General features: G+C 62.1%; 19 protein-coding genes, 1 tRNA gene and 3 pseudogenes. 12 read left to right on the top strand and 11 right to left on the bottom strand.

What is annotated here, in order from left to right; all coding sequences use genetic code 11:
- The first annotated feature begins 15 nt into the window (after positions 1-15).
- On the top strand, positions 16-720 hold the full coding sequence (locus AC0V8S_RS02800; RefSeq protein WP_475436754.1) for a glutathione S-transferase family protein: 705 nt from the start codon (positions 16-18) through the stop codon (positions 718-720).
- Between the two features lie 63 nt (positions 721-783).
- On the opposite strand, the gene AC0V8S_RS02795 is transcribed toward AC0V8S_RS02800, so the two are convergent.
- The 4 genes from AC0V8S_RS02795 to AC0V8S_RS02780 all read right to left on the bottom strand — a co-directional run bounded on the left by AC0V8S_RS02795 (position 784) and on the right by AC0V8S_RS02780 (position 4,893).
- On the bottom strand, positions 784-1,092 hold the full coding sequence (locus AC0V8S_RS02795; RefSeq protein ID WP_183464750.1) for a hypothetical protein: 309 nt from the start codon (positions 1,090-1,092) through the stop codon (positions 784-786).
- Between the two features lie 93 nt (positions 1,093-1,185).
- Positions 1,186-1,797, bottom strand: coding sequence for a nucleoside triphosphate hydrolase (locus tag AC0V8S_RS02790; protein ID WP_475436753.1), 612 nt, complete (start codon positions 1,795-1,797; stop codon positions 1,186-1,188).
- A 96-nt stretch (positions 1,798-1,893) separates the two neighbouring features.
- Positions 1,894-2,994 (bottom strand): hypothetical protein, encoded by a 1,101-nt coding sequence (locus tag AC0V8S_RS02785; protein WP_183464752.1) that lies wholly within the window; start codon positions 2,992-2,994, stop codon positions 1,894-1,896.
- Between the two features lie 84 nt (positions 2,995-3,078).
- On the bottom strand, positions 3,079-4,893 hold the full coding sequence (locus AC0V8S_RS02780) for a methyl-accepting chemotaxis protein (RefSeq protein WP_475436752.1): 1,815 nt from the start codon (positions 4,891-4,893) through the stop codon (positions 3,079-3,081).
- A gap of 589 nt (positions 4,894-5,482) precedes the next feature.
- Between AC0V8S_RS02780 and AC0V8S_RS02775 the strand changes: the two are divergent.
- The 4 genes and pseudogenes from AC0V8S_RS02775 (at position 5,483) to AC0V8S_RS02760 (ending at position 9,502) form a co-directional block, all read left to right on the top strand.
- Positions 5,483-6,377: pseudogene (locus AC0V8S_RS02775) on the top strand (D-alanyl-D-alanine carboxypeptidase family protein).
- Between the two features lie 394 nt (positions 6,378-6,771).
- On the top strand, positions 6,772-7,695 hold the full coding sequence (locus AC0V8S_RS02770; protein WP_475436751.1) for a DUF1003 domain-containing protein: 924 nt from the start codon (positions 6,772-6,774) through the stop codon (positions 7,693-7,695).
- Positions 7,696-7,917: 222 nt separating this feature from the next.
- Positions 7,918-7,994: transfer RNA gene (locus tag AC0V8S_RS02765), tRNA-Arg, on the top strand.
- An 812-nt stretch (positions 7,995-8,806) separates the two neighbouring features.
- Positions 8,807-9,502, top strand: coding sequence for a hypothetical protein (locus AC0V8S_RS02760; RefSeq protein WP_475436750.1), 696 nt, complete (start codon positions 8,807-8,809; stop codon positions 9,500-9,502).
- A 243-nt stretch (positions 9,503-9,745) separates the two neighbouring features.
- Here AC0V8S_RS02760 and AC0V8S_RS02755 read toward each other — a convergent pair whose 3' ends face one another.
- Positions 9,746-10,552 (bottom strand): hypothetical protein, encoded by an 807-nt coding sequence (locus tag AC0V8S_RS02755; RefSeq protein ID WP_475436749.1) that lies wholly within the window; start codon positions 10,550-10,552, stop codon positions 9,746-9,748.
- A 677-nt stretch (positions 10,553-11,229) separates the two neighbouring features.
- Between AC0V8S_RS02755 and AC0V8S_RS02750 the strand changes: the two genes are divergently transcribed.
- Positions 11,230-12,609, top strand: a complete 1,380-nt coding sequence (locus tag AC0V8S_RS02750) for an SNIPE associated domain-containing protein (RefSeq protein WP_475436748.1) — start codon at positions 11,230-11,232, stop codon at positions 12,607-12,609.
- 125 nt (positions 12,610-12,734) lie between these two features.
- On the opposite strand, the pseudogene AC0V8S_RS02745 reads toward AC0V8S_RS02750, so the two are convergent.
- From AC0V8S_RS02745 to AC0V8S_RS02735, 3 genes and pseudogenes are all read right to left on the bottom strand, one after another.
- A pseudogene (locus AC0V8S_RS02745) lies at positions 12,735-13,043 on the bottom strand (substrate-binding domain-containing protein); the annotation flags it as partial.
- A gap of 18 nt (positions 13,044-13,061) precedes the next feature.
- Entirely contained in the window at positions 13,062-13,658 is a 597-nt protein-coding gene (locus AC0V8S_RS02740; protein WP_475436747.1) for a hypothetical protein, read from the bottom strand.
- Between the two features lie 128 nt (positions 13,659-13,786).
- The gene (locus AC0V8S_RS02735; protein WP_475436746.1) at positions 13,787-14,890 is read right to left on the bottom strand and encodes a LacI family DNA-binding transcriptional regulator; all 1,104 of its coding nucleotides are present in this window, start codon (positions 14,888-14,890) and stop codon (positions 13,787-13,789) included.
- A 605-nt stretch (positions 14,891-15,495) separates the two neighbouring features.
- Here AC0V8S_RS02735 and AC0V8S_RS02730 point away from each other — a divergent pair.
- From AC0V8S_RS02730 to AC0V8S_RS02705, 6 genes and pseudogenes are all read left to right on the top strand, one after another.
- Positions 15,496-16,459, top strand: a pseudogene (locus tag AC0V8S_RS02730) (sugar-binding protein).
- A 172-nt stretch (positions 16,460-16,631) separates the two neighbouring features.
- On the top strand, positions 16,632-18,170 hold the full coding sequence (locus AC0V8S_RS02725; RefSeq protein WP_475438560.1) for a sugar ABC transporter ATP-binding protein: 1,539 nt from the start codon (positions 16,632-16,634) through the stop codon (positions 18,168-18,170).
- Positions 18,171-18,230: 60 nt separating this feature from the next.
- Positions 18,231-19,226, top strand: a complete 996-nt coding sequence (locus AC0V8S_RS02720) for an ABC transporter permease (RefSeq protein ID WP_095203065.1) — start codon at positions 18,231-18,233, stop codon at positions 19,224-19,226.
- Positions 19,227-19,305: 79 nt separating this feature from the next.
- On the top strand, positions 19,306-20,085 hold the full coding sequence (locus AC0V8S_RS02715; RefSeq protein ID WP_475436745.1) for an SDR family NAD(P)-dependent oxidoreductase: 780 nt from the start codon (positions 19,306-19,308) through the stop codon (positions 20,083-20,085).
- Positions 20,082-20,672 (top strand): SDR family NAD(P)-dependent oxidoreductase, encoded by a 591-nt coding sequence (locus AC0V8S_RS02710; protein WP_475436744.1) that lies wholly within the window; start codon positions 20,082-20,084, stop codon positions 20,670-20,672. The genes AC0V8S_RS02715 and AC0V8S_RS02710 overlap by 4 nt, the downstream gene beginning before the upstream one ends.
- Positions 20,673-20,802: 130 nt before the next feature.
- Entirely contained in the window at positions 20,803-21,834 is a 1,032-nt protein-coding gene (locus tag AC0V8S_RS02705; protein ID WP_475436743.1) for a LacI family DNA-binding transcriptional regulator, read from the top strand.
- On the opposite strand, the gene AC0V8S_RS02700 is transcribed toward AC0V8S_RS02705, so the two are convergent.
- From AC0V8S_RS02700 to AC0V8S_RS02690, 3 genes are read right to left on the bottom strand one after another with little or no spacing between them, the layout of a single operon-like run.
- Positions 21,835-23,016: a mandelate racemase/muconate lactonizing enzyme family protein gene (locus AC0V8S_RS02700; protein ID WP_475436742.1), complete on the bottom strand. Its 1,182-nt coding sequence runs from the start codon at positions 23,014-23,016 to the stop codon at positions 21,835-21,837.
- Between the two features lie 8 nt (positions 23,017-23,024).
- A complete protein-coding gene (locus tag AC0V8S_RS02695) occupies positions 23,025-24,014 on the bottom strand; it encodes a transketolase family protein (protein ID WP_475436741.1) in 990 nt (329 codons plus the stop codon).
- Positions 24,011-24,859: a transketolase gene (locus AC0V8S_RS02690; protein ID WP_475436740.1), complete on the bottom strand. Its 849-nt coding sequence runs from the start codon at positions 24,857-24,859 to the stop codon at positions 24,011-24,013. The genes AC0V8S_RS02695 and AC0V8S_RS02690 overlap by 4 nt, the downstream gene beginning before the upstream one ends.
- Positions 24,860-24,861 lie beyond the last annotated feature (2 nt).

The following is a 24,861-nucleotide window of genomic DNA, read 5'->3' as shown; positions in this document are numbered from 1 at the left end:
CTCAGGAGTTTCTCGATGGCCGACCTGTCCGCCTTTCCGATCACCACCCGTTGGCCGGCCAAGCATCCCGACCAGATCCAGCTCTATTCGGCAACGACGCCGAACGGGGTGAAGGTCTCGATCGCCCTGGAAGAGATCGGCCTGCCCTACGAGCCGCATCTGATCAACATCGGCAAGGACGAAAGCTGGACGCCGGAGTTCCTGTCACTCAATCCCAACGGCAAGATCCCGGCGATCATCGATCCCAACGGCCCGGACGGCAAGCCGATCGGCCTGTTCGAATCCGGCGCCATCCTGCTGTATCTCGCGGACAAGACCGGCCTGCTCGTTCCGGCCGACGCAGCGCGGCGCTACGAGACGATCCAGTGGGTCTTCTTCCAGATGGCCTCTGTCGGGCCGATGTTCGGCCAGGTCGGGTTCTTCCACAAATTCGCTGGCCGCGAGATCGCCGACAAGCGCCCGCTGGAGCGCTACCGCGACGAATCGCGGCGGCTGATCGGCGTGCTCGACGGCAGGCTGAAGGGCCGCAAGTGGATCATGGGCAATGACTACACCATCGCCGACATCTCGCTGCTCGGCTGGGTGCGCAATTTGATCGGCTTCTATGAAGCGCGCGACCTCGTCGGCTTCGATGATTTCGCCAATGTGGCCGCGTGGCTGGAGCGCGGCCTGGCGCGGCCGGCGGTACAAAAGGGCCTGACCATTCCGGCAAAGAACTGAAGAGGCCTGTCGCCACAGGGCGACGGCCTTGGCCAAAGATACGCGGCCGGGCGAAGCAGCCTGCTACTTCGCCTTGGCCTTCGAGCCGCCCCTGCCGATCACCGAGGCGGCCAGCGAGACGGCACCACGTGCGGTAGCGACCATCGCGCCGGCGGCGACATTCGCTGCCGTCCGGACGGCGCCGGTTTTGGCCGGCGCCGGCTTGCGCGGGCTTGTGGTCTTCGCGGCCGGAACGACTTTTCTGGGTGCGGCCTTGCCAAAAGAGCTCTTGGCGTCTTTCGAGCGTTCGGCAATCGCTGGGCCAGCACCGGCTTTCGCCTGAGTTGCCTTGGCAGGCCTCGTCTTTGCGGGTTTTTTTGCCTTGGTTGCCATTGGAAAATTCCTTACACCGGACAAACGGTCTGTCAGGCATAACGGCGTGAAACTCTTAAGGTTCCCGTTCAAAAATACCGAAAATTAAGCGTGTTAACCAATGACCAGGTCGGCTGCCCTGCGTCGGGCCAGCACGCGTTCGATGTTGGGCATGTCATTGGAGACGATCCAGGCGCGCGCATCCTCATCGGAACGGCCATGGCCGTGCCAGCGCTCCATCAAGCGGCGCTCGAGCTCGTTGCGCGGCACGTCGACGAAGATCGAGAAATCGAACAGCGGCGCCAGTCGTGACCACGGTTCTTCGTCGAGCAGCAGGTAATTGCCTTCGACCAGGATGAACTTGGTCTCGGTGCCGATGATCGCCGCGGCGGCGCGCGACAGTTCCATGCTGCGGTCGAAGACGGGAATCGCGATGTCGGGTTCGCCGGCCCGGATGCGCTTCATCAGGGTTTCGAAGCCGGCAAAGTCGAAGGTTTCCGGCGCGCCCTTGCGCGCCCGCAGGCCGCGCGCGTTGAGTACGATGTCATCATAATGGAAGCCGTCCATCGGCACGACTTCCACTGCCCCTTCCGGCAAAAGGTCGTGCAGGCCGGCCGACAATGTCGACTTGCCGGCGCCTGGCGGCCCGGCGATGGCGACGATGAAGCGCTTTGCCTTGCCGGCGCGCTTGAAGATGGTGGCGGCGAGGTGGGCGATTTCGGACATGGGGGCCTCACTTGCCTGGATGATTGGCATGATATTCTCGCCGCATCTTGGCGGCAGTCGGTCGAAATTTCAAACCCTGCGCTCCGCAATCCCGGCTCAGGCTGCAACAGGTTGGCCAATGCGCAGGAACGCGCTGTCGAACGGCACGTCCCAGGTGGAACCGCCGGCCGAGAGCCGCATCTGGCCATCGGCCGTTGTGATCTCCTGTGGGGGTTCGCCGCCTGATGCCGGCAGCGCGCCGATAACATGGCGGAACGAAAAGCTGTGGCCTTCGCTGAGTGCAAAGGCGGTCGCCACGCCCTCGCGCTTCAGCCAGTTGTCGCCGATCGAGGCGGCATGGCCGACCGCGGCGCGGCCGTCCTCGATGCCGAGCACGCCGAGATGCCGGCCGCTCCATGGCGCATAGTCGCGCCCGCCATTGCTCAGCCACAGCATGGTGATCGGCAGCTCGGCCGGGTTCTTCAGCACCAGCACCAGATCGTCCTCGGCCTGGCGCGCCAGCGCCGTCCAGCCCGGCCCGCCATGCTCGGCTTCGACCAAAGTGATGAAATCCTCGCGCCGGTCCTCCATGCGGTATTGCGTCAGGTCGGCCGTGCCGCCGCCGGCGGCGGGAAACTGGCCGAGGTCGGCCGAGCGCGACGGATAGGCCAGCATGAAGCGGCCGCGCGCGGGATCGGGCTCCAGCGGATCGTCCAGCGTCGCGGCAAAGCTTTTCGGCGAAAAAGCCAACCTGCCGCCGCCTTTCATCACCGTCATCGGGTGATGGGCGACGGAAATCGCGCCGGAGCCGCCGGAAAACACATGTTCCTGGTAGAGGAAAGGATGGCCGTCGATCAGCGTGAAGATTTTATCGACGCTGGCGCCCATCACCTTGTGGCGCAGCCGGAAGACAGCCCGCCAGCCACCATCCGTGGCACTGCTCTCGGTGACATCCCAGGCGCTGTTGGCGGTCCAGCCATGCAATGGCGCTTCTTCGACATCGCTGCGCGAAAACGGCGCGCAGAGGAAATCGCCGGACAGCCGGACCGTGCCTTGCGGCAGGTCCTTCGGCAGCGCCTCACCGGCGTCGACCCAGGGCGCGCGGTGCAACGGCTTCAATTGGCGTCCGCCGCTCTCGACGACCATGTCGGCGATATGGCCGACGGTGAGGTCGAGCGAAACCGAAATGCCTCTGGCCTTGATCGTGCAGGTATCCATAGCGCTCTAACCGATTCTTGAAGGCGCAAGCAGAACCCTTTCGCCGCGGATTGCGCAAGCGCCGCGGCCGGCATTTCGCATCAGCTACTGCCGCTTGTATTCCCGCACCGGCGATTTCGTCCCGTCCGTGTAGGTGACCTGCACCGACATCGATTTCACGCTGTCGGCGACCTTGAAATAGCCCTTGGCGTCGTAGGGGATGGCGTAGGGGTCCTTCTTGTCGCAAGGCGGGATCTCGAGCGACTTGTCGAGCGCGGCACCGTTCAGGCTGTAATGCACCTCCTTGATGGCGCAGCGGTAGGACAGCATCTGCGTGAAATAGACCAGGCCGTGATTGCCGCCGGAGTCGAAGGCGATCCATGACGTCCAGAACTGGTCGAGGATCTGCTTGTCACCTTGCTGCAGCGCGGCATCCGGGTCGAAGCTTATGTCGAACGGGCCGGTCTCGCGGCCCCTGATGTCGAGATATTTTATCGCAATCGTGGTCGCCGCCGTGCTGTCGGGCAATTCGAAGCTCGGATTGGCCATCGGCTTGCCGGTGGTCTGGTCCTTCATCGCCAGGAAGCCGGTGTCGGTGAAGGGACCGCTGGTGCCCAGACGCCAGGAGATCGCGGTCGCCGGCTCGGGCAGCGAAATGGTCATCGACCAGCCCTGGTTGGAGCGCATCGGCGTCAGCGAAGGCGCAAAGCGGGCTGGGTCGAGCACGTCGCCAAGTGCGGCCAGCCGGCTGCGGCTGCGGTCCAGCCAGTCGGCGAGCTGGGTCTGGTCGACGAAATATTTGAGCAGCCCGCCATCCTTTTCGTAGGAGGCGAACTTAGTCAGCGCCTGGGCCTCGTTGCGCTTGTCGGCCAGCGTCTGGCTGCCGAGGCGGTCTTCCGAAAACTCCTGCGCCTTGAGGAAATAGGCCGGCGCATAGTCGGGATTGGCGGTGATGAAGGCGTTGAGCTTGTCGAGCCGCTGCGCGTCCTCGAACTGCAGGATATGCACCAGCTTGATCGACAGCGCCTTGCCCTTGTCGGCCAGCTGCCCGAACACTTCGCGCGCGCCCGCCTTGCCGTCCTGGACCCGAAGCAGCGTGGCAAAGCGCGTATAGGGGTCGATGGCATCGACATCGAAGCTGGCAAAGGCGAGGTAGGAGCGCCTTGCATTGAGCATGTCGCCCGACAATTCGTAGACGCGGGCATTGTGGTAGAACTCGTCCGGCCGCTTCGGCTCGGCGATCGCCCCGCCCTGGGCCGCCAGCTGGGCAAACCCCTTGGCGATGGTGTCGATCGAGGCGGCGATCTGCTCGGTCGTCGCCTGCAGCTTTTCGGCCTGGACCTGCTGTTGTTGCTGGCCGGCGGCGAGCGTCTCGGTCGTCTGTTTGACCGCCTCGACGGTCTTTTGCGTCTCAGCGCCCTGTTGCGTCTGCTGCTGCTGGGCGGACGCGATCTGGTCGGCCTTTTGCGCCACCGTGTCGGTCGTTTTCTTGACCTCTTCGACGGTCTTTTGCGTCTGCGTCACCGTCTGCTCGATCTTCGCCACCTTTTCGGAGACGATGCCCATCGACTGCTGCAGCTGCGCGATCGCCGGCACCAGGCTGGCGATGACGCCGTTCTGCGAATTGGTCTCCTGCTGTACGGCATAGACGCCGCCGGCGACGGCCGCAGCACTGGTGGCGAACAACAGCGCCGGCAGCGCCTTGGCCGCCAGCACCAGCCTGAGCACAATTGCGATGGCGATGATGGCCGCCGCTACCGCCGCGACCAGCGCGATATAGGCGGCGAACGGCGCCAGCGGATTGAGCACGTCGCCCACGGCGCCGCTGATGAAAGCGACGCTGCCGGCCCATTTTCCGGTGCGGCTGAGCGATGCCTTGATAAGCGAGGGCGCTGCGCCCCCGGCCCCGATGTCAGTCATGCCACCCCCCAAGCCAGCCAATGCCACGCCCCTTCCCACAGGAAACGCGGTTCTGGCAAGGAAAGACACAGAAACAGGCGTTTTCGGGGCGGATAAAGGGCTCAAGTTCCTCGCATCTGCGAATGTGCTACGCTATGCCGGCATCCTCTGTGATTGGCGTGACTGGTCGGTCGGAGGCTTGATTGCCAGGTGGTTCCCCCAATCCGTCGCTGCTTCGCAGCGCCACCTTTCCCCCCTCCGGAGGGAAAGGAAGGGAGCGTCGCTGGACGAGCGTTGACCGCAAAGAGCCTGGCGCCTTTCCTCTACCCCGTCGATCGGGGGAGAGGTGGCTCGGCGAAGCCGAGACGGAGTGGGGGTCGACCAGCGCAGCATAAGACAATGCATGCGCCAAGCTGCCATACACGCTATCGCCAAAGACCAACTGCTTGGAAATGTGTGCATGCCGTAGACGAATGTGGGGCGAGGAACCCAAGTCCTGCGAAGGCTCGACAATCCTGGGGCTAACAGCCATTAACCAAATGGACGCATCCAGCGCGTTACGTTAGCTTCGCCTCATCTCAGCAACAGCATCGCCAGAACAGTCCCGCCCTTGTCCAAATTGCGTCCCTTTCCGCTCCTTCAGAGAGTTTTCGTCGCCCTTGGCCTGTTGCTGCTGGTCGCCGGCTGCTCGACCGTGACCCCGCCGGACCAGGTGCTGACTGTCCCCGCGCCGCCGCAGAAATATGCGGCCATCGTCGTCGACGTGAAGACCGGCAAGCAGATGTTCGAGGTTAACTCGACGGCGCAGCGCTACCCGGCCTCGCTGACCAAGATGATGACGCTCTATCTGCTGTTCGAAGCGATGGAGTCCGGCCGCGTCACCAAGGAAACGCAGATCCCGGTCTCCGACCATGCCGCCTCGCAGCCGCCGACCAAGATGCGCTTCCGGCGCGGCGAAACGATCGATGTCGATTCCGCCATCCGCGCCATCGTCGTCAAATCCGCCAATGACGTCGCGGTGGCGGTCGGCGAGTATCTCGGCGGCTCGGAGGACCAGTTCGCCGCCATGATGACATCCAAGGCGCGCGCGCTCGGCATGACCAGCACCACCTTCCGCAACGCGTCGGGCCTACCCGACGACAGCCAGATGACGACGGCGCGCGACATGGCGGTGCTCGGCATGGCGCTGCGCCAGCGCTTTCCCCAGCATTTCCACTATTTCTCCGAGAGCGATTTCATGTTCCGCGGGCAGGCTGGTGCGCGGCCACAACGACATGCTCGGCCGCGTGCGCGGCGTCGACGGCATCAAGACCGGCTACATCAGGGCTTCTGGCTTCAACATCGTCACCTCCTACAATGCCGATGGCCGCCAGCTGATCGTGGTGGTGATGGGCGCCGACTCAGCCCGCCAGCGCAACGACCATGTCGAAGCGCTGATCCAGCGCAGCCTGTCGCCGACCATGGACGGCACGAAGACGCGCCTGATGTTCGCCGAACAGCAATAGCAAGAGCGGCTTAGCGGAGTCTCCCTCGACTTCGTCATCCACGGGCGGAGCAAGGAGCGCAGCGACGCGCGCAGACCCGAGGATCCATGCCGCGACCTCAAAGCGTTGCCACGGCGCATATTCCGCTCCGCTGCACCCGACGGTCAACGTCCCGGCATGGATCCCAGGGTCTCCGCGACGCCGCTTCGCGGCTGCTCCGCCCAGGGATGACGAAGCTGGGAAGGCCTCGGCCAACCCGCGAACCACCGCCAAAACCACACAGCCGGCTATTGTTATCCGACTGTCACGCAATCGTTGGGAAGCCATGGCATAGGCAGCGCAATCCGACAGTGGATATGCCCCGTCGCCTTGGCGTATCCTCAGATACAGCAGCGCCACAGCAGGAGCCCGCACCATGAGCACCGTCCCCAAGGCATCCGATCAGCAGGCGGCGGACAATGAGCACGACAGCGGCAGCGAATATTTCGAGGCGCCGATCACGCCGGAGGATTTGCACGAGGTTTCCGACGAGCATTTCGACACGCCCGAAGTGCCTGACTCCGAACCCTCCGGCCCCGGCGCTTCGCGCATAAAGCCGAAGAAAAAACCGTCGGCGATCTCCGGCCGCAAATTCCACAAGCGCGACCTGGTGCGCATCGACACGCTGCGCCCGAGCCTTGCCGACCGCATCCGCTCCGACCATCCGGACCTGCCCAGGGGCGCCCGCATCAGCCGCGAGGAGCTCGGCCGCTACCGCATGCGCTACATGGAGGAGTTGCTGCAGCAGGAGCACGGCGAATTCTCCGAACTCGACCGCCAGGTGGTGGAATCGATCGCCAGGCAGGACACGATTTCCGAAAATTCGGAAGAAGAATTCGAGGAGCACCGCACCTTCCCCGACCGCGTCTCCGACAACATGGCCGCCTTCGGCGGCAGCTGGTGGTTCCTGATTTCGTTTGCCACCGTGCTCCTGGTCTGGATCGGCATCAACCTGTTCGAGGGCATGGGCGGCGCCTTCGACCCCTACCCCTTCATCCTGCTCAACCTCCTGCTTTCCTGCATCGCCGCCATCCAGGCGCCGGTCATCATGATGAGCCAGAAGCGCCAGGAGGTGAAAGACCGCCTGCGCTCCTTCAACGAATACCGCGTCAACCTCAAGGCCGAGCTCGAAGTGCGCCATCTGCACGAAAAACTCGACTACCTCATCTCCCGCCAATGGACGCGCCTGGCCGAGATGCAGCAGATGCAGCTCGATGCGATGAACGAGCTGGCGGGTACGAAGAAGGTGAAGCGGGCCGTGCGCGGGCGGCGGACGGTGAAGAATGAGGTGGGGGAGTGACGCTTGGGTTCCTCGCCCCCACGGGAGTGGGGGAGAGGTGGCTCGGCGAAGCCGAGACGGAGAGGGGGAGCGCCATATCCAACAAGCGCACCCTCAGAGGACCAGCGACCCCACCGGACGCCGCACAATCGCCAATTGCCCGTTGATGCCCGCGCCGGCTTCCGCTAAGAAGCCGTGACTTGCCGGTTCACCGGCTGGTTCGTTTTCCGGTTTCCCCGGGAAGCACCCGTAGCTCAGCTGGATAGAGCGCTGCCCTCCGAAGGCAGAGGTCACAGGTTCGAATCCTGTCGGGTGCGCCAGTAACCACAGGTTTTCAAGAAGCCGTGTGAGTGGCCTCGCTCCGTCGAGAAGTGGACAAATGAATAGCGAGTAGGACGGCTCGCACTGGATCTTTGCCTGCTTCTGTGATGCTGTGATATATTGCTCTCTACTAATAAGCTTGGGCTGGCTGGAGGTAGGGGGGATTTGTGCCGAACAGTCGGGAGGTATTGATCGCGGCGGCACCGATCTTAAAGGCCCTAAAGGCACAAGGGCTCGACGATTTCATTCTCGCGCTTGGCTTACCGAATCCGAGCACTGGCCGATTAGGCAGTCTTAGGGTACGAGTTGATTCGCTTTGCCAGTTTGTGCTGTCTCGCCCTGACGCGCGGACTCCTGATGGGAGGCTTATTGGCGACGTGATTGTCGAACGAGCAGAAGCGCTAATCCAGAAATATCAGGGCAGAGCCGCACCGAACATCACCGGATCGGAAAGGCAGGATTTCCACGATGCCCTGCTCGGATCGCGAATTGGCGCAGGTAGGATTTCGGAGCGGCCCCTGGCACGGGCTGGAGCAGGTGAGAAAACGAGCGGGGCGACGGATCAAGGCCAAGCCGCCGATGGCCAGCGTGAGAGAGATCAAGGCCAAGGCCCCAAATCGATAATTGAGTACGCTACGAAGTTCGTTCAGAGATGGACTAGACTCATTGTAGCTATCGGCGCGCTCTTGGCTGCCATTGGTGCCGTTGCTGGCAATGCAGGCGGGCTTAGAGATGCTGTCTGTGACAAGATCAACTTTTCATTGTGCTCAACTGCTTGCACGTTAGACGTAGCGATCGCGAAAGGTTGCAAATGAAACCTCGAACACTGCCACTTCTCGTGATGTTGTTTGTCTTGGTGTCCGAACGTTCTGTTTGGGCGCAAACATCTTCCTGTCCGCCGGACCTTAGCGGTAATGGGCCATTTGCGAAGGCTCTGACAGACTGTTTTGCCGAAATGGCTAAGCGTACCGACGCCCTGGAAGCGGCGTTGAAGGATGCTAAACGACAAAGCAGCGAACTGCCGGTAGGTACAATTGTGGCCTCATACCTTCGTCCCGCGCAATTTGCAGAGGCAATGGGCGAGGTCGAAGGTGACGCGCTAACCAAACGAACGTGGATATTGTCCGATGGACGAGAGGTTACCGGCACGAGATTCGCAGTGCTAACCGGCGGAAAGCCGGTGCCGAACTTATTGCGTATGTTTCTTCGTGGGATACCGACCACAGGTCCGCGCGAGCCTGGAGATGTGGAGGAGTACAGTACTGCTCTTCCCGAAATTCCCTTTACCGGCCTTACCTCGGCGGATCTACCGCTAACACTTCCGAGTGCTGCAAATCCTAGCGGGGTCGACAGGTACAGTGCCGGTGGCCGCGATTATCCGGTTATTACCGCTGGCAAACCGCAGCAAGTGCCAGCCCATTTCCACCAAGTTGTAGTCAACGGCGGGGGTGACAAAGAAACCCGCCCGGTCAACGTGGCCGTATTTTACTACGTTAAGATCAATTAGACAGCCTCTTGCCGGAGATCTTGATAGGGTCGGCAACCCTGTCCCGGCTATAATATGCTCGCCATGTCGCTTATGCGATCGTCTGCGGCTATGAAACGCGCCAGCTTGTTGCCTTGATGCCGGCTCAATGTTGTATGCTACGCATCGCCGGGAAGCGCCCTCAGCTGGACAAAGCGCTGCCCTCCGAAGGTAGAGGTCACAGGGTCGAATCCTGTCGGGTGCGCCAGCGCTCCCTAAGTGCGACTAATGCGTGATCTCGCCAAACCGGTCATTCAAGTATCGATCAATCGTGCTTCTTCGATTTGCTGCAACGCTTTGAAGCATGTGAATAAGATCGCTGTCGTCGAATACGATGATGTACCCGCGACCGTCATTGGCGGTGTCTCGGCACCTAGCAATGATACGCCCCCGATCGTCCATCGACCGGCAAAGCAAAAATCCTAAGAAGCCCCGCTGATGGCCGAACCTGCCGGCAATCTGATCAAGCTCAGGATTATTCATCTCTTTAGTGTAATTCTTACATTCGACAGCCACGCTTATAGCCCGAGTCTGTGGTGATTCGAGTATCCTTTGGAAAAATCCCCTCTCGCCAGCATTAGTAAACTTAATATCGATGCGCTTTCGTCCACTATGAAGTTCTTGTTCTTTGACCGGATAAATGAGGCCAGGGTGGAATAGGAACGTACAGATACCAAGGGCGATCGAATGGTACTCGCCGGCGGTGGAATTTCCCGGGGCAATCTTGGCAAGGCGATCTATCAGGACCTGTGCGAAAGCCTGTTCATCAAAGAACTTCTCAATGTCACCGATCTCTGGTGCACCTTGTGCGCCCTTCAATTCCTTGTAAGAATCCAATATCTCGGGGTGATTTCTAACAAAGGTTGCAAGGTCATCTTTAATGAACGGGTGAATTTCCTTCACGGAACTTTTAAAGACTTCCTTACGGCCGTTCTTGAACGTGTGGACAAGGCCCGTGCCTCTTTGAAGATTCTCGGCCCGGAGAAACTCTATCATGTGATGATTGTAGAATTCTTGGCTGTCGAGGGACATTCCGTGCCTAACGCTGAATTTGGGGACCAGCAATATAGGGCGCCCTTGAAACACAGGAAGCTGAAAAGTCTGTGATTCCCATCGGGACCTCTGAATGTTCCAAGCTGGGCCGATGCTATTGACTCCACTAGTTGGGACCGAATGTAGCGCGCATTGATCGGCGGTATATTCGGCCAGAACACCTCTGAGGATGTTTGTTGTGAGGTCTGAAATTGTGTCTGGCCCCACGCCTTCGATAAATAACTCCGCTTCCGCAATGTCGGACAGAACGCCTGACGTGAATGCGCGGCTTCTCGCCAGAGCGCGAGCAACTCACGTGCTTTGTGGTCGCCTACACCTCGCCCCTGTGGTCTGCCCCGCGACTGGCCAAGCCGTGTCTCGTTCGGCTCATGAAGATTGCCAAGCAGGTGCATAGCTCGGCCATTATTGTCCGCGCGCAGCGCGGCAAGTACCTCATTGAAAAACGAGCGTATATGGTCCCCACACGACGTAGACCACTGATCGTCGCGGATTTCGATCGCATAAGGATCCAAATACAGGCGGGTGTCCAAAGACAGTTCAATGTCTACGAAGTCGAGAGATGCCTGCTGATTGGATAAACCAAACTGGGTGCTGAACCGAGGCATATTTTAGACTCCGGAAAACAGATCCACGTAACCGAGGGGAATGTTATCAAGATGCTCATATACGTCATACTGACCGCAGCCGCCATCTCCCCAGGCCTAATAGCTATTGTCATTTGGCTAATATTTCGAGCCAAAATTGAACGCAGGAGCGCACTTGAAAACGCAACTTTGCTTGCGGAGCACGCTCACAGGCTCGAAACAAGATATAAGCCGATACTCGACATGGAAGCCGAGGTAAAACGCCTGACGGGAGATGTCCAGTTTCAAGAAAATCGGATAGCAAATTTGCGTTCCGATTACTTGGACAGAAAGTGGATCTATGATCGACTGCTGAAAGAGGTTGCTGTCTTCGACAACAAGTTGGCGTTTGCCGAGATGGGCGTCTATGAGCCGCATTTCGATTTCACAGACAGTGAGGAATACAAATCTGCGATCGTGACGGCACGAGAACAGCAGAAGGCTATGATATCTGCTGAAGGCGCCGTGATTTGTACCACCAAGTGGTCTGTCGATGGAAGCGCAGCGAAAGGTCAAACGATGACCCGTCGCAACATCCGCCTCACGCTGAGGGCGTTTAACAATGAATGCGATGCAGCGATTGCAAACACTCGCTGGAACAACGTGAATGCAATGGAGAAGCGCATTTTGAATGCTCAAGCTCAAATCGACAAACACAACGCGTCGAATTCAATTTTCGTGACCAACGACTTCGTTCGGTTAAAGCTAAAGGAGCTCTACCTCAGCCACGAGCACAGAGAGAAGCTGAGGGCTGAAAAGGAAGAGAGGGCGGAAGCTGCGCGTCTCGCGCGGGAGGAGCAGCGACTAATACGTGACATGGAGCAAGCCCAGGAAGAAGAGCAGCGTTACCAGAGCCTGCTCGACAAAGCTAAGACTGAGGCGGCGAGCATCGTAGGACCAAAGCTCGACGCCTTTGCCGATCAAATCAAGCTGCTCGAACGAGATCTTGCAGCAGCGCATGCCAAGGTTGAAAGAGCCAAAGCAATGGCTGAGAAAACGCGATCAGGTTACGTCTACATAATCTCCAACATCGGCTCCTTCGGCGGTGACATTGTGAAGATCGGCCTCACACGGAGATTAGATCCGTTGGATCGCGTCCGCGAGTTAGGCGACGCAAGCGTGCCATTTGTTTTCGATACCCACGCGATTATCTATAGGGACGATGCGCCGACCTTGGAGCGCGCACTTCATGGAGAGTTCGAGCCTACACGTGTAAATGCGCAGAACTATCGGAAGGAGTTCTTTAGAGCGTCCCTTGATGAGGTGGAGGCGGCCGTGAAGCGCCTGGCTCCCAATGCCGCATTCTTCAAGGATATCGAGGCTCAGGAGTACCATGAAACGTTGTCAAGAAGACGCCAGGCCCTTGAACTTGTCGAACACGCTAAAGTGGCAGTGTTCCCGGAATCAATCTGAACTCAATCGGGGCGAATGCTGGCTGTCGGCTAGGGTCGAGCTATCCCAAGTTACTCAGTCGCAGTTCTGATTCTGCGCCGAAACAGACAGCCTCGCGTGCGTCGATGTGCCCGCCGTGTGTCCGGTCACACTGCCACCGCCCTTACCGACCCGCGCCCCACCAGCGGGCACTCGAGCTTCGTGATCGGATAGCGCCCGCGCCCGCGCCCGGGCGCCGTCGGCGCTTCGAGCTGTTCGATCGCCCATTGGCCCATCACCATATGCGGCAGAATCGAGGTGGTCAGCGGCGGGAAGAGGTGGCGGGCGATTTCCTCGTCGTTGTAGCCGACGACCGAAATGTCCTGCGGAATGTGCAGGCCGGCTTCCTTGAGCGCCTCCTAGCAGCCGATCGCGGTGCGGTCGTTCTGGCAGAAGATGGCGAGCTGGCGGTCCTGCGGCGGTATCACCCCCCCCTACGTCGAAGGCACCCTCGGCTCCTCCACCAGGTAAAACCGGTCCTTCGGCGAAAAGTCAGTCACCAGGAACGAAAACGACGCACTTTCCAGCGGGTCGACCTTGCCTTTGCTGAACAGCAGCCGGTCATAGGGTTCGAAGTCGCGTTTGAATTCGGCGAAGCTGTCGGACTTGATCATGTTGTCCACGCGCTGTGCCTGGTCGAAGGACAGCCCGTCGCCATAGTCGCTCGGCACGTTCAGGATCGATTGCAGTTCGAAGCCGAATTCGATCCAGGCGTCGCCGCTGTTGTTGCGGGCGACGATCTTCAGCGGCAGAAAGCCGGTCGCGTAGTTGCCCGACGATCCGAAGGGCTGGATCGGCCGCGCCGCACGGATGGTCAGCGTCACCGGGTCGGCGGTGTCCAGTTCTTCGGTGACCACGATCGGGTCGGCGCGGGTGCCAGTGCCCGTGGCCGACAGAATCTGGAAGCCGCCGCGTTCGTCGGAGAAGGAGTAGGCGCCGGCTTCGAAGATCCCGCCAGCTTCGGCGCGCGGGCAGCTCGCGGCCAGCAAAGCCGCACATACCTGCACACAGCGCAAGCCCGGACGCGTCATGGTCCGAGTATGAACGACAATTGCCCGGCCGCATACTGGCCGGCGATATGCTGGAATGACGATGACTTTGGCGGCCGTCGAAAGAAAGCCGCCGCTCCCGCGCGACGGGATGGCTCAGCCGCCTTGCCTCAACCGCCCGCCACCGCGCGCACACTGTCCCGCTCCACCAGCGGGCATTCCAGCTTGGTGATGGGGTAGCGTCCCTGCCCGGGCGCCGTCGGCGCCTCGAGCTGTTCGATCGCCCATTGGCCCATCGCCATATGCGGCAGGATCGAGGTGGTCAGCGGCGGGAACAAATGCCGGGCGATTTCCTCGTCGTCGTAGCCGACGACCGAAATGTCCTGCGGGATGTGCAGGCCGGCTTCCTTCAGCGCCTCGTAGCAGCCGATCGCGGTGCGGTCGTTCTGGCAGAAGATGGCGGTCGGCCGGTCCTTTAGCGCCAGCAGCTTGACGGTCGCGGCATAGCCGGCACTGGCCGACCAGTCGCCCTCGACGACCAGCTCCGCGTCGAAGGGGATGTCGGCGGTGGCGAGTGCGCGGCGGTAGCCTTTCAGCCGGTCCTGCGCCGCCTGCATCCACGGCTCGCCGGTGATGGTGGCGATGCGGCGGTGGCCGTGGCTGATCAGGTGCCTTGTCGAGCTCTGGCCGCCGGCGATCTCGGAGGGCACCACGGCGGGGAAGGCGTAGTCGGCCGTGTAGCAATTGAGCAGGATCACCGGAATGTCGAGGCTGTAGAGGAAATCGGGCGCGGTGATCTCGCGGGTGAAGATGGTCATGTAGATCAGCGCCGAAATGCCCCGCCTTGTCAGCGCCTGTATGGCGCGCGGCTCCATCACGGCGTCGCCCATGGTCTGCGCCACCAGAAGCACGTTGCCGGCATTCCACGAGGCCTGGCGCGCGCCTTCGATGGCCACCACCGCCTCCGGGCTGGTCGCCAGCTGGTCGACGGCAAAGCCGATCACCCCGTCCAGTCCGTCGAAGGCGGCAACCGGCTTGCGCAGCGCCGAGAAGGCGGGCGCGCTGTAGCCCAGCGCCCGTGCGGCCTCGATCACCCGCTCGCGGGTCTGCTGCGACAGCTTTATCCCTGGCGAATTGTTGAGCACGAAGGACACGGTCGCCTGCGAACAGCCGGCGGCCCGGGCGATATCGGTCATGGTGACCCGCCCCTTGGGCTTGGCCGGTGCCTTGCGGCGCCTCGCCGTCTCGCTGGCCGGATCCGTCGTCTCGCTCATGGCATTCGTGTCCCCAGTCCCCAGCCTGTCTAGCGGCAGCCTGCCGGCTCGACAAGATGGCGCGGTGGCGTTGATTTATAGAAACTGTCGCATCGTTTATATATATTAGTCGCCGCGTGGTCCATCGATCATCAAGCTCCGGATGTCCAGGGAAAGCAGGGATGCCAAGGCTTTGGTCGCCGTGCAGCCAAGACATAGGCGCGTCGGCACATCGGCAGCGGAGTCGCCACGATGTGCTCGGATATCGGCTTGGAACTAATACTGTTTACTAATACAAAGATGCGCTGTAACGTCAATCCGTCGTGTCCGGCCATTGGGGTTCCGGGGCGGCGGGAGTGATCGTGAATGGTCCGATGGTGAGCGGATATTGCCTCCGCGAGCCTTATAGCAGATATGTGATATGTCAGACAAATCGGACTATTTACGAACGAGAGATGAGTCTCTAAAGTCCGTGACCGTGGCTGGAACGACGCCATTCTTCAGTGCCGGGAAACCCTGAGGAGGAGGGGGTATCCAAGCCGCAAACGGCAAATTCAGGTGAGCAGGCAATTTTAGTGAGCAAGACGGGTCAGCCCGACGGCTGAACCAAAAAAGGGAGGTTGAACATGAAATCCTTGATACGTAGTGCATCCGTGGCCGCCGACGGCCCTGGTTGTCGGCCTGACGGCGACGGCCATCGCGCGCGCCGACGACAAGCCCACGCTGGCCTTCGTCGTTAACGGCGCTTCCGATTTCTGGAAAGCGGCCGAAGCCGGCGTCAAGAAGGCACAGACTGAACTGCCCGGCTACACGCTGGAGCTCAAATATCCGGAACAATCCTCGGTTGCCATCCAGCAGCGGCTGATGGACGATCTGGTGACGGCCGGCGTCAAGGGCATCATGGTGTCCGCCGTTGACCCGAAGACCTCGACCGATGGCCTGAACAAGATCGCCTCGGAAACCGCGTTGTTCACCACCGACAGTGACGCGCCGCAGACCAAGCGTGTCGCCTATATCGGCTCGTCCAACGTCGATGCCGGCAAGCAGGCGGCCGAAATCGCCAAGAAGGCGATGCCTAATGGCGGAAAATGCCTCGGCTTCGTCGGCCTGCTCGGCGCCGACAATGCCAAGGAGCGCATCCAGGGCATGAAGGATGGCCTGGCCGGCACCAAGATCGAACTGGTCGACGTGCGCGGCGACGATATCGACCAGGCGCGCGCCAAGAAGAATGTCGAGGACGCGCTGGTCGCCAGCCCCGACGTCACCTGCATGGTCGGCTTCTATTCCTACAACACGCCGCGCATCTATGAAGCGCTGCGCGATGCCGGCAAGCTCGGCTCGATCACGGTTGTCGGTTTCGATGACGATCCGATCACGCTGGGCGGCGTCAAGGAAGGCACCATTGCCGCCACCGTCGTGCAGCAGCCCTTCGAATGGGCCTATCAGGGCATGAAGCTGATGGCCGCCTATCTCAAGGGCGACAAGTCGGGCATCCCGGCCGGCAACCTCATCATCATCCCGACCAAGATCATCGGCAAGGACGACGTCGACGCCTATGCCGCCAATCTGAAGGCGATGGCCGGAAAGTAAGACCACAGGCAGTTCAGCCGGCTCAACTCCGCTTGAGCCGGCTGCGCGCATTGACGAACCCTTCGGGGACCGTCAGTCTGCCGGAAGCCGTAAGCATGATCCCGAAAAGTGGGAACCGGTTTTCGGAAAAGATCATGCCTTGGGATTGGCCCGCTAACTGCTGTCAGGCATGATGAACTATTCCGATACATCCATCGCAGCGACCACACCGTTCCTCAGCCTCGAGAACGTGCGCAAGACCTATCCGGGCGTCGTCGCGCTGGATGGTTTCTCCATGGAGGTGAGACCGGGCGAGGTCATCGGCCTCGTCGGCGAGAATGGCGCCGGCAAGTCGACCCTGATGAAGATCCTTGGCGGCGTCACCACGCCGGACACCGGCACGATCACGGTCGACGGTACCGCCCATAAGGGGCTGAGCGTCGAAGGCAGCCTGGGCTCGGGCATCGCCTTCGTCCACCAGGAACTCAACCTGTTCGAAAATCTCGACGTCGCCGCCAACATCTTCTTCGGCCGCGAGCCGCTGCGCGCCGGGCCGCTCAAGCTCGTCGACCGCACCAAGTTGCGGGAAATGGTGGCGCCGCTCTTGAAGCGCGTCGGCGCCAATTTCTCCGCCGACACGCAGGTCGCCGCCCTGTCGCTCGCCCAGCAGCAGATGGTCGAGATCGCCAAGGCGCTGTCGATCAAGGCAAGGCTGGTCATCCTCGACGAACCGACATCGAGCCTGCCGATCGCCGAGACCGACAAATTGCTCGACGTCATCAAGGCGCTGAAGGCTGACGGCATCAGCGTCATCTTCATTTCGCACCGCTTGCACGAGGTCGAGCGCGTCGCCGACCGCGTCGTCGTGCTGCGCGATGGCATGCTGGCCGGCACGTTGGCCAAGCGCGACATCCACCACGACCAGATGGTCAAGCTGATGATCGGCCGCATGCTGAAGGAGCGCGAAAAAGCCTCCGAGTCCGCGCGCGCGCCCGGCGCCACGGCACTTGCCGCCAAAGCCGTCCGCACCCCCACCTATCCCAGCCGGCCGGTCGATCTCGACGTCAGGCGCGGCGAAATCCTCGGCCTTGCCGGTCTGGTCGGTTCCGGCCGCACCGAACTGGCACGCGTCTTCTTCGGCATTGACGGCAGCCTCGGCGGCACGCTCGAGCTCGACGGCAAGCCGCTTGCGCTCAGCTGCGCGGCCGACGCCGTCGCGCGTGGCATTTTCCTGGTGCCGGAAGACCGCAAGCTGACCGGCATCCTGCTCGACCTGTCGATCGCCCAGAACATTTCGCTGCCCAATCTGCCGGCGCATGCCAGGCGCTCGCTGGTCTCGACAAGCGCCGAAGCGGCAACCGCCGAGAAACAGAAGAAAGATCTCGGCATCAAGGCGCCATCGGTGCAGACGCGCACCGGCACGCTGTCGGGCGGCAACCAGCAGAAGGTCGTGCTCGGCAAGTGGCTGGCCATGAACCCCAAGGTGATGATCCTCGACGAGCCGACGCGCGGCATCGACATCGGCGCCAAGGCGGAAATCTATGGGCTGATGCGGGCGCTGGCCGATGCCGGCGTCGCCGTGCTGATGATTTCCAGCGACATGGAGGAGGTGATCGGCGTGTCCGACCGCATCGCCGTCATGCATGAGGGCCAGATCTCGGGCATTCTCGACAAGGACAAGTTCAGCCAGGAAAACGTGCTGCTGCTGGCGGTGGGCAAGCAGCCGAAATAGTTTTTGCGCCGGGGTCGCGAGACCGCGCAACCTGCTCAGGCAGGCATTGGGGAGAAGACGATGAGCAAGAAAGATCTCGGCCTGTTGATCCTGATCCTGGTGGTCGGGGCCATCGTTGCGATCATCAATCCGCGCTTCCTGCTGCCGATCAACCTCGCCAACACCTCGAACCTGATCGGCCTGTTCGGCATCCTGTCGATCGGCCAGGCCTTCGTCATCATCACCGGCGGCATCGAACTGTCGGTCGGCTCGGTGGTGGCGCTGCTGGGCACGCTGTTCATCGACTTCATCGCCGTGCGCGAGCTCGACTGGCCGCTGGCCTTCGTGCTGATCATCGCGCTCGGCGCCATCATTGGCCTGGTGCATGGCTGGCTGATCACAAGGTTGAAATTGCAGCCCTTCGTGGTGACGCTCTGCGGCCTCCTGATCTATCGCGGCGTCGCCCGCTTCTACACCGCCGACGGCACCGCCGGCTTCGCCTTCGGCCAGAATTTTCCCGAGCTCGAATTCCTCACCGCGGGCCGTTCCTATGGCGTGCCAAATAGCTTCATCGCGCTGATCGTCATCGCCATCGTCATGTGGGTTGTGCTGCACCGTTCGGTATTCGGACGCTATCTCTACGCCATCGGCAAGAATGAGGAGGCGGCGAAATATTCGGGCATCCGCACCGGCCGTATCGTCATGGCCGCTTATGTCATCTGCGGCGTGCTGACAGCGCTGTCGGCGATCTATTTCGCCATGTACACGCGCTCGATCTCACCGGCCAGCCACGGCCAGTTCTATGAACTCTACGCCATTGCCGCGGCGGTGCTCGGCGGCTTCTCGCTGCGCGGCGGCGAGGGCTCGCTGATCGGCGTCATCCTCGGCACCGTGCTGCTGCAGGAGTTGCAGAACCTCGTCAATCTGCTCGGCATCCCGTCCTCCCTCAACTTCGCGGTGATGGGCGGCGTCATCCTCATCGGCGTGCTGGTCGACCAGCAATGGGGTGTGTTCCGCGCCCGGCGGCTGATGATCGATGCGGCCCGCAAGAACGTGGCTGGAGCGCCGGCGGAATGATCGCGCGGGGCGACGCGGCCGCTTGCCCGACTCCTAGGGATATTATAATAGCATAACCCGGTATTGCTCGGGGGTGGACATGCGCTGCGATTTGCGAGGCAAGGTAGCGCTGGTCACGGGAGCAGCCGGCGCCATCGGCAGTTCCATCGCCAGGCGCCTCTCCGACAATGGTGCCGCGGTCGTCGTCGCCGACATCAATGGCGAGGGCGCAAGCGAGGTCGCCGCCGGGTTGACCGATGCCATGGCCTGCGCCACCGACATCCGTGATGCCGCCTCGGTCGACAGCGCCATCGCCGCGATCATGCAGCGCTACGGCCGCCTCGACATCCTTATCAACAATGCCGGTGTCAACACGCTGGCGCACCGCGTCACCCTGGACGAATTCCCGCCCGAGGAATGGGACCGCATCACCGGCATCGATCTCGACGGCCTCTACATTATGAGCCGGGCGGCACTGAAGCGCATGCTTGCCGCCGGCAAAGGCGGGCGCATCGTCAACATCGCCTCGGTCGTCGGCCTTGCCGCCATGCGCCTGCAAAGCCCGTTCGTCGCCGCCAAGGCCGGCATCATCCATCTGACGCGGTCGATGGCGATTGAACTTGGCGCCAAGGGCATCCTGACCAACGCCGTCGCCCCGGGTTCGGTGATGACGGCGCTGACCGCCAAGCTGTTTTACGGCGACGACGGCAAGTTCGCCGGCCGCACGCAGGAATTCCTGGCCCATGTGCCGCTCGGCCGGCCGGCAGAGCCGCAAGAGATCGCCGAGGCGGTGCTGTTCCTGGCCTCGCCGGCCGCCAGCTACGTCAACGGCCAGGTGCTGGCCGTCGATGGCGGCTGGACGGCGGGATACATGATGTGAGCGACGCGATGGAAATCGATCTCAACGGCGCCACTGTGGCTCTCGATGGCGAGACCAACCCGATTGTCGACGCGGTTCTCGCCGCGCTGCGTGCCAATGGCGGCACGTTTGTCGAAGCAGCTGATACCGCCGATATCCTGCTGATGTCCAATCCGCTGCGGCCAGGAACGACGGTGCAGGATCCCCGCCACGAGTATTCCGATGCGCGCAGGGCGGCCCTGGCCATGGCCGAGCGCGGCGGTGGACGCATCCTCTTCCTGATCTCGGCCACCGCCGGCATGCCGATGCGCCGCCATCCCCGCTTTTCCATGGAGAATGCCGCGATCCTGGCTGGCATGCGCACCCTGGCCATGGAGTTCGGCCCGAAGGTGCTGGTCAATGCCGTCGGCTTCGGCGCGGTCGAGGATGAAACCATGGTGTCAGGCGACAAGGCGATGCTCAGCCACACACCGGTCGGCCGCTCCGGCAGCATCGAGGAAGCGGTTGCGGCCGTGCTGTTCTTCTGCGATCCGCTCAACACCTACACGACCGGCCAGATGCTGGGCGTCGACGGTGGCTGGACGGCTGGCTATGGGCGCAATTTCTGAACCGTTGATGCTCGGTATCCCCGCCGGGCCCGTCGCTGGAAACCGTCCGCCACAACAGCTATGAATGGACGTTTACGGTGTGATCCGCTCGACATTGCCTTGCTGGATCGCGCTTTCTTGGAGCATGGTGATGACCGACAGACCGCCGGCGGGCGAGAAGAAGCGGCAGCGCCTTGGCGTCCGCGAGATCGCCAAGCGCGTCGGCGTGGCGCCGATGACGGTGTCGCGCGCGCTGTCCAATCCCGACATGGTCTCGCCGGAGACGCGCGCCAAGGTGCTCGAGGCCATCGAGCAGGCCGGCTTCGTACCCAACCGGCTGGCCTCCAGCATGCGCGGCAACGGCCGCATGATCGGCACGGTGGTGCCGCCGCTGATCAATTCGGGCATTGCCGAACAGGTGCAAGGCATGTCCGACGAATGCCACGAGAGCGGCTATTCGATGCTTCTGGTGCAAGGCGAGTTCACGCAGGAGGCCGAGGAGAAATCGATCCGCAACCTGCTCGGCTGGCGCCCGGTCGGCATGATCCTGCAGAGCTTCGTGCAAAGTGAGACGGCACGGGCGCTGCTGAAGAGCAGCGGCGCGCCGGTGGTCGAAATATCGGAAATCAAGGGCCGCAAGCCGATCGACATGGTGGTCGGCGTCTCCAATTTCGAGACCGCCTACGCCATGACCATGCATCTGGCGGCCAAGGGCTACAAGCGCATCGGCTTCGTCTCGACGCCGATCCACGGCAATGACCGCTTGCAACAGCGGCGCACCGGCTATCACGCGGCACTCACCGAACTCGGCATCAAGAACCATGCCGACATGGAGGTCGAAGTGCCGATCACCGCGCAAGGCGGCGCCGAGGCACTGGTGACGCTGACCTCCCGCCACAGGGATATCGACGCCATCTTCTTTTCCAGCGACACGCTGGCCGTCGGTGCCGTGCAGGAGTGCCACCGCCGGCGCTGGGCGGTGCCGGGCAGGATCGCCATCGCTGGCTATGGCGATATGGATCTGGCAGCCCAACTCTATCCGCCGCTGACCACGGTTAAGGTCAACCGCTACGAGATGGGTCGCCGTGCGGTGCGGCAATTGCTGGCTAGGCTCGGCGGCGACACCAAGGTGCCGACCATCACCAGCCTCGGCTTCGAGATCGTCGACCGCGAAAGCGCGTGATCAGGACGTCTTCTTCCCTGCTTCTTCTCGTCGACCCAGCCGCTTCTCCCAACCTTCCGCATGGACGTTGAGATAGGCGTTGGGATCGTAAGGGTGGTCCTTGAGCGCCTCGATGTTGAGATCGATGCCGAGCCCGGGCGCGTCCGGCAGCGACAGATGGCCATTGTCGGCATTGACGGTTGGATGCCAGGTCACCAGCTCGCGCGTCCACGGGTCGTTGAAGGCGTCGAAATGCTCCTGGATGAGAAAATTCGGCACCGCCGCAGCCAGTTGCAGGCACACCGCCGTCGCCACCGGTCCGCCGCTCTGGTGTGGCGCGATGTGGCTGCCATGCGCGAGCGCCAGATTGGCCACCTGCATGGACGGCGCGATGCCGCCGAGCGACATCGGCTCGGGCTGGAAGATGTTGACGCCGCCGCCCGCGGCCAGCGTATAGAACTGGCCGACCGTGTCGTACATCTCGCCGGTCGCCACCGGGATCGGCGAGCGATGCGCCACTTCATGCACCGTCTCCTGCCGGTCGCGCGAGGTTGGCTCCTCCCACCAGTAGATATCGAGATCGGCGAACTTTTGGGCCGCCTGCAGTGCCGCGATCTCGGTGAAGCGGGCATGCACGTCGATCAGGATCCGCGTGTCCTTGGGCAGTTCATCGCGCAATGTCCGGCAGATCGCGTAGGAAAGCTCCAGCTCTTCGCGCGAGATAAAACCTTGCGCGGTGCCGAACGGGTCGAGCTTGAACGCCTTGAAGCCTTTCGCCAGCACCGCCTTGGCGGCTTCGAGGAAAGCTTCCGGCGTGCGTTCGGTACGGTACCATCCATTGGCGTAGCCGAGCACGCTGTCGCGTACCTGGCCGCCGAGCAACTGGTGGATCGGCACGCCGAGGCTCTTGCCCAGAATGTCCCAGCAGGCGACCTCGACCGCCGCGATCACCGTGCGGTGGATATGGCCACCATCGAGCGAAACGCTGTCCAGCATGCGCTTGGCCAGCGCGTTGATGCGGCGCGGATCCTGGCCGATGGCGAGATGCTTGAGCTCATGCACACCGGCTTCCGTGGTCTTGATGAAGCCGTTCAGCGTGCCTTCGCCGATGCCGTGGATGCCCTTGTCGGTATGGACTTTGACGAACAGCCAGTTCTTCCAGCCGGCGCCGACGGCGAAGGTCTCGATTTCGATGATCTTCATGCGGAACCCTAACTCAGTGCGGCGATCGTCGCGATGACGGCCTCGGTGGTCAGGCCATACTTCGCTTGCAAGGTCGGCACCGCACCGCATTCGATGTAGCGGTCGGGCAGGCCGATGCGCGTTACCTTCTTCGCAATGCCGGCATCGAACAAGGTCTCGACGACCAGGCTCGCCAAGCCGCCAACCACGACATGGTTCTCGGCCGTGACGATATGGTTGAAGCCAGCGGCAAAGTCGGCCACCGCCCCGGCGTCGAACGGCTTTATCGTCGGCACATGCAGCACGCCGGCAGAGATGCCTTGTTTGTGCAACGCGTCCGCCGCGTCCAACGCCCTTTCGGTCATGAAACCGGTCGAGATGATACCGACATCGCTGCCATCTCTAAGGCGTCGCGCATTGCCGATTTCGAAGCGGTAACCCGGCTCGAACACGACAGGCACGCTGCCGCGCAGCAGCCGCATGTAGACCGGCCCCCGATGTTCGGCGATCGCTGCGGTCGCTGCTTCGATCTCGGTCGCATCGCAGGGGTCGATGATGGTCAGGCCGGGGATCATGCGCATCAGTGCCAGGTCCTCGATCGCCTGGTGGGTGCCGCCATAGCCGGTGGTCAATCCCGGCAGGCCGGCGACGATCCTGACGTTGAGGTTGGAGTGGGCGAGCGCGATGGCGACGAAATCATAGGCCCGCCGCGTCGCGAACACGCCATAGGTGGTGGCGAACGGCACCTTGCCGGTGCGCGCCAGCCCGGCGGCGACGGCGACCAGATTTTGCTCGGCCATGCCGACATTGAAGAAGCGGTCCGGGAAAGCGTCGCCGAACGGCAAGATGTCGGTGTATTTGCCGAGATCGGCGGTCAGCCCGACAATGTCGGGACGGCTCTGGCCGAGCCGTGCCAAAGCCTTGCCGAACGGTGCTTCCACGCTTTGCCGGCCACCGCCAACCGCTTCGTCCTGGCCCATGGCCAGCGTGCGTCCGGCCTCCGTCGCCGCGCCGCTCATTGGACTGCTCCCAGGGTCTTTTCGAACTCGGCGATGATGCCGTCCCATTGCGCCACGTCGATGCGGAAGAAGTGCGATTTCTCAGAGGTTTCGATGCGCGGCACGCCTTTGCCGGGCAGTGTGCGCAGCACGATCGCTTTCGGCTTGCCGTTGCCTTCGCGCGCATCGGCCAGCGCACCGACCACCGCCTTCATGTCATTGCCGTCGATCTCCGATGTTTGCCAGCCGAAGGCGCGCCACTTGTCGGCCACCGGCTCCATGTCGAGCACCATGGGCCCATCGGCCTGGATGCCGTTGCAGTCGATCAGCGCCACCAGCCCGTCGAGCCTGAAATGACTGGCCGACATCGCCGCCTCCCAGGTAGAGCCTTCCTGCATTTCGCCATCGGACAGTTCGACGAAAACGCGCGCATCGGATTTGTCGATACGCAGGCCCAGCGCCTGGCCGACGCCTTGCCCCAGGCCATGGCCCAGCGAACCGCCGATGACCTCGACGCCGGGCGTGGTGTCGAGCGTCGACATTTCCAGCCGGCTGTTATCCGCGCCGTAGGTGGCAAGTTCCTCGACCGGGATGATGCCGGCTTCCGCCAGTGCTGCCCAGAGCGCGATCGAATAGTGCCCGGTCGAGAGCAGGAAGCGGTCGCGGTCGGGCCAGGTGAGATTGTGCGGATCGTAACGCAGTTCGTGGAAGTAGAGCGCGGCCAGCGTATCGGCGATGCCGAGGCCCTGGCCAATATAGCCCTGGCCCTGGCCGCGCGCCATGGTCAGCATGTGCCGGCGCAATTGCGTTGCCTTGCGTTCGAGCGCGCCGATATCGGCTGTGCCGGGAGGGGAGTTTCGCAGCATCA

Source organism: Mesorhizobium oxytropidicola (assembly GCF_056174625.1).
This window is presented reverse-complemented; position numbering and strand designations above follow the sequence as displayed.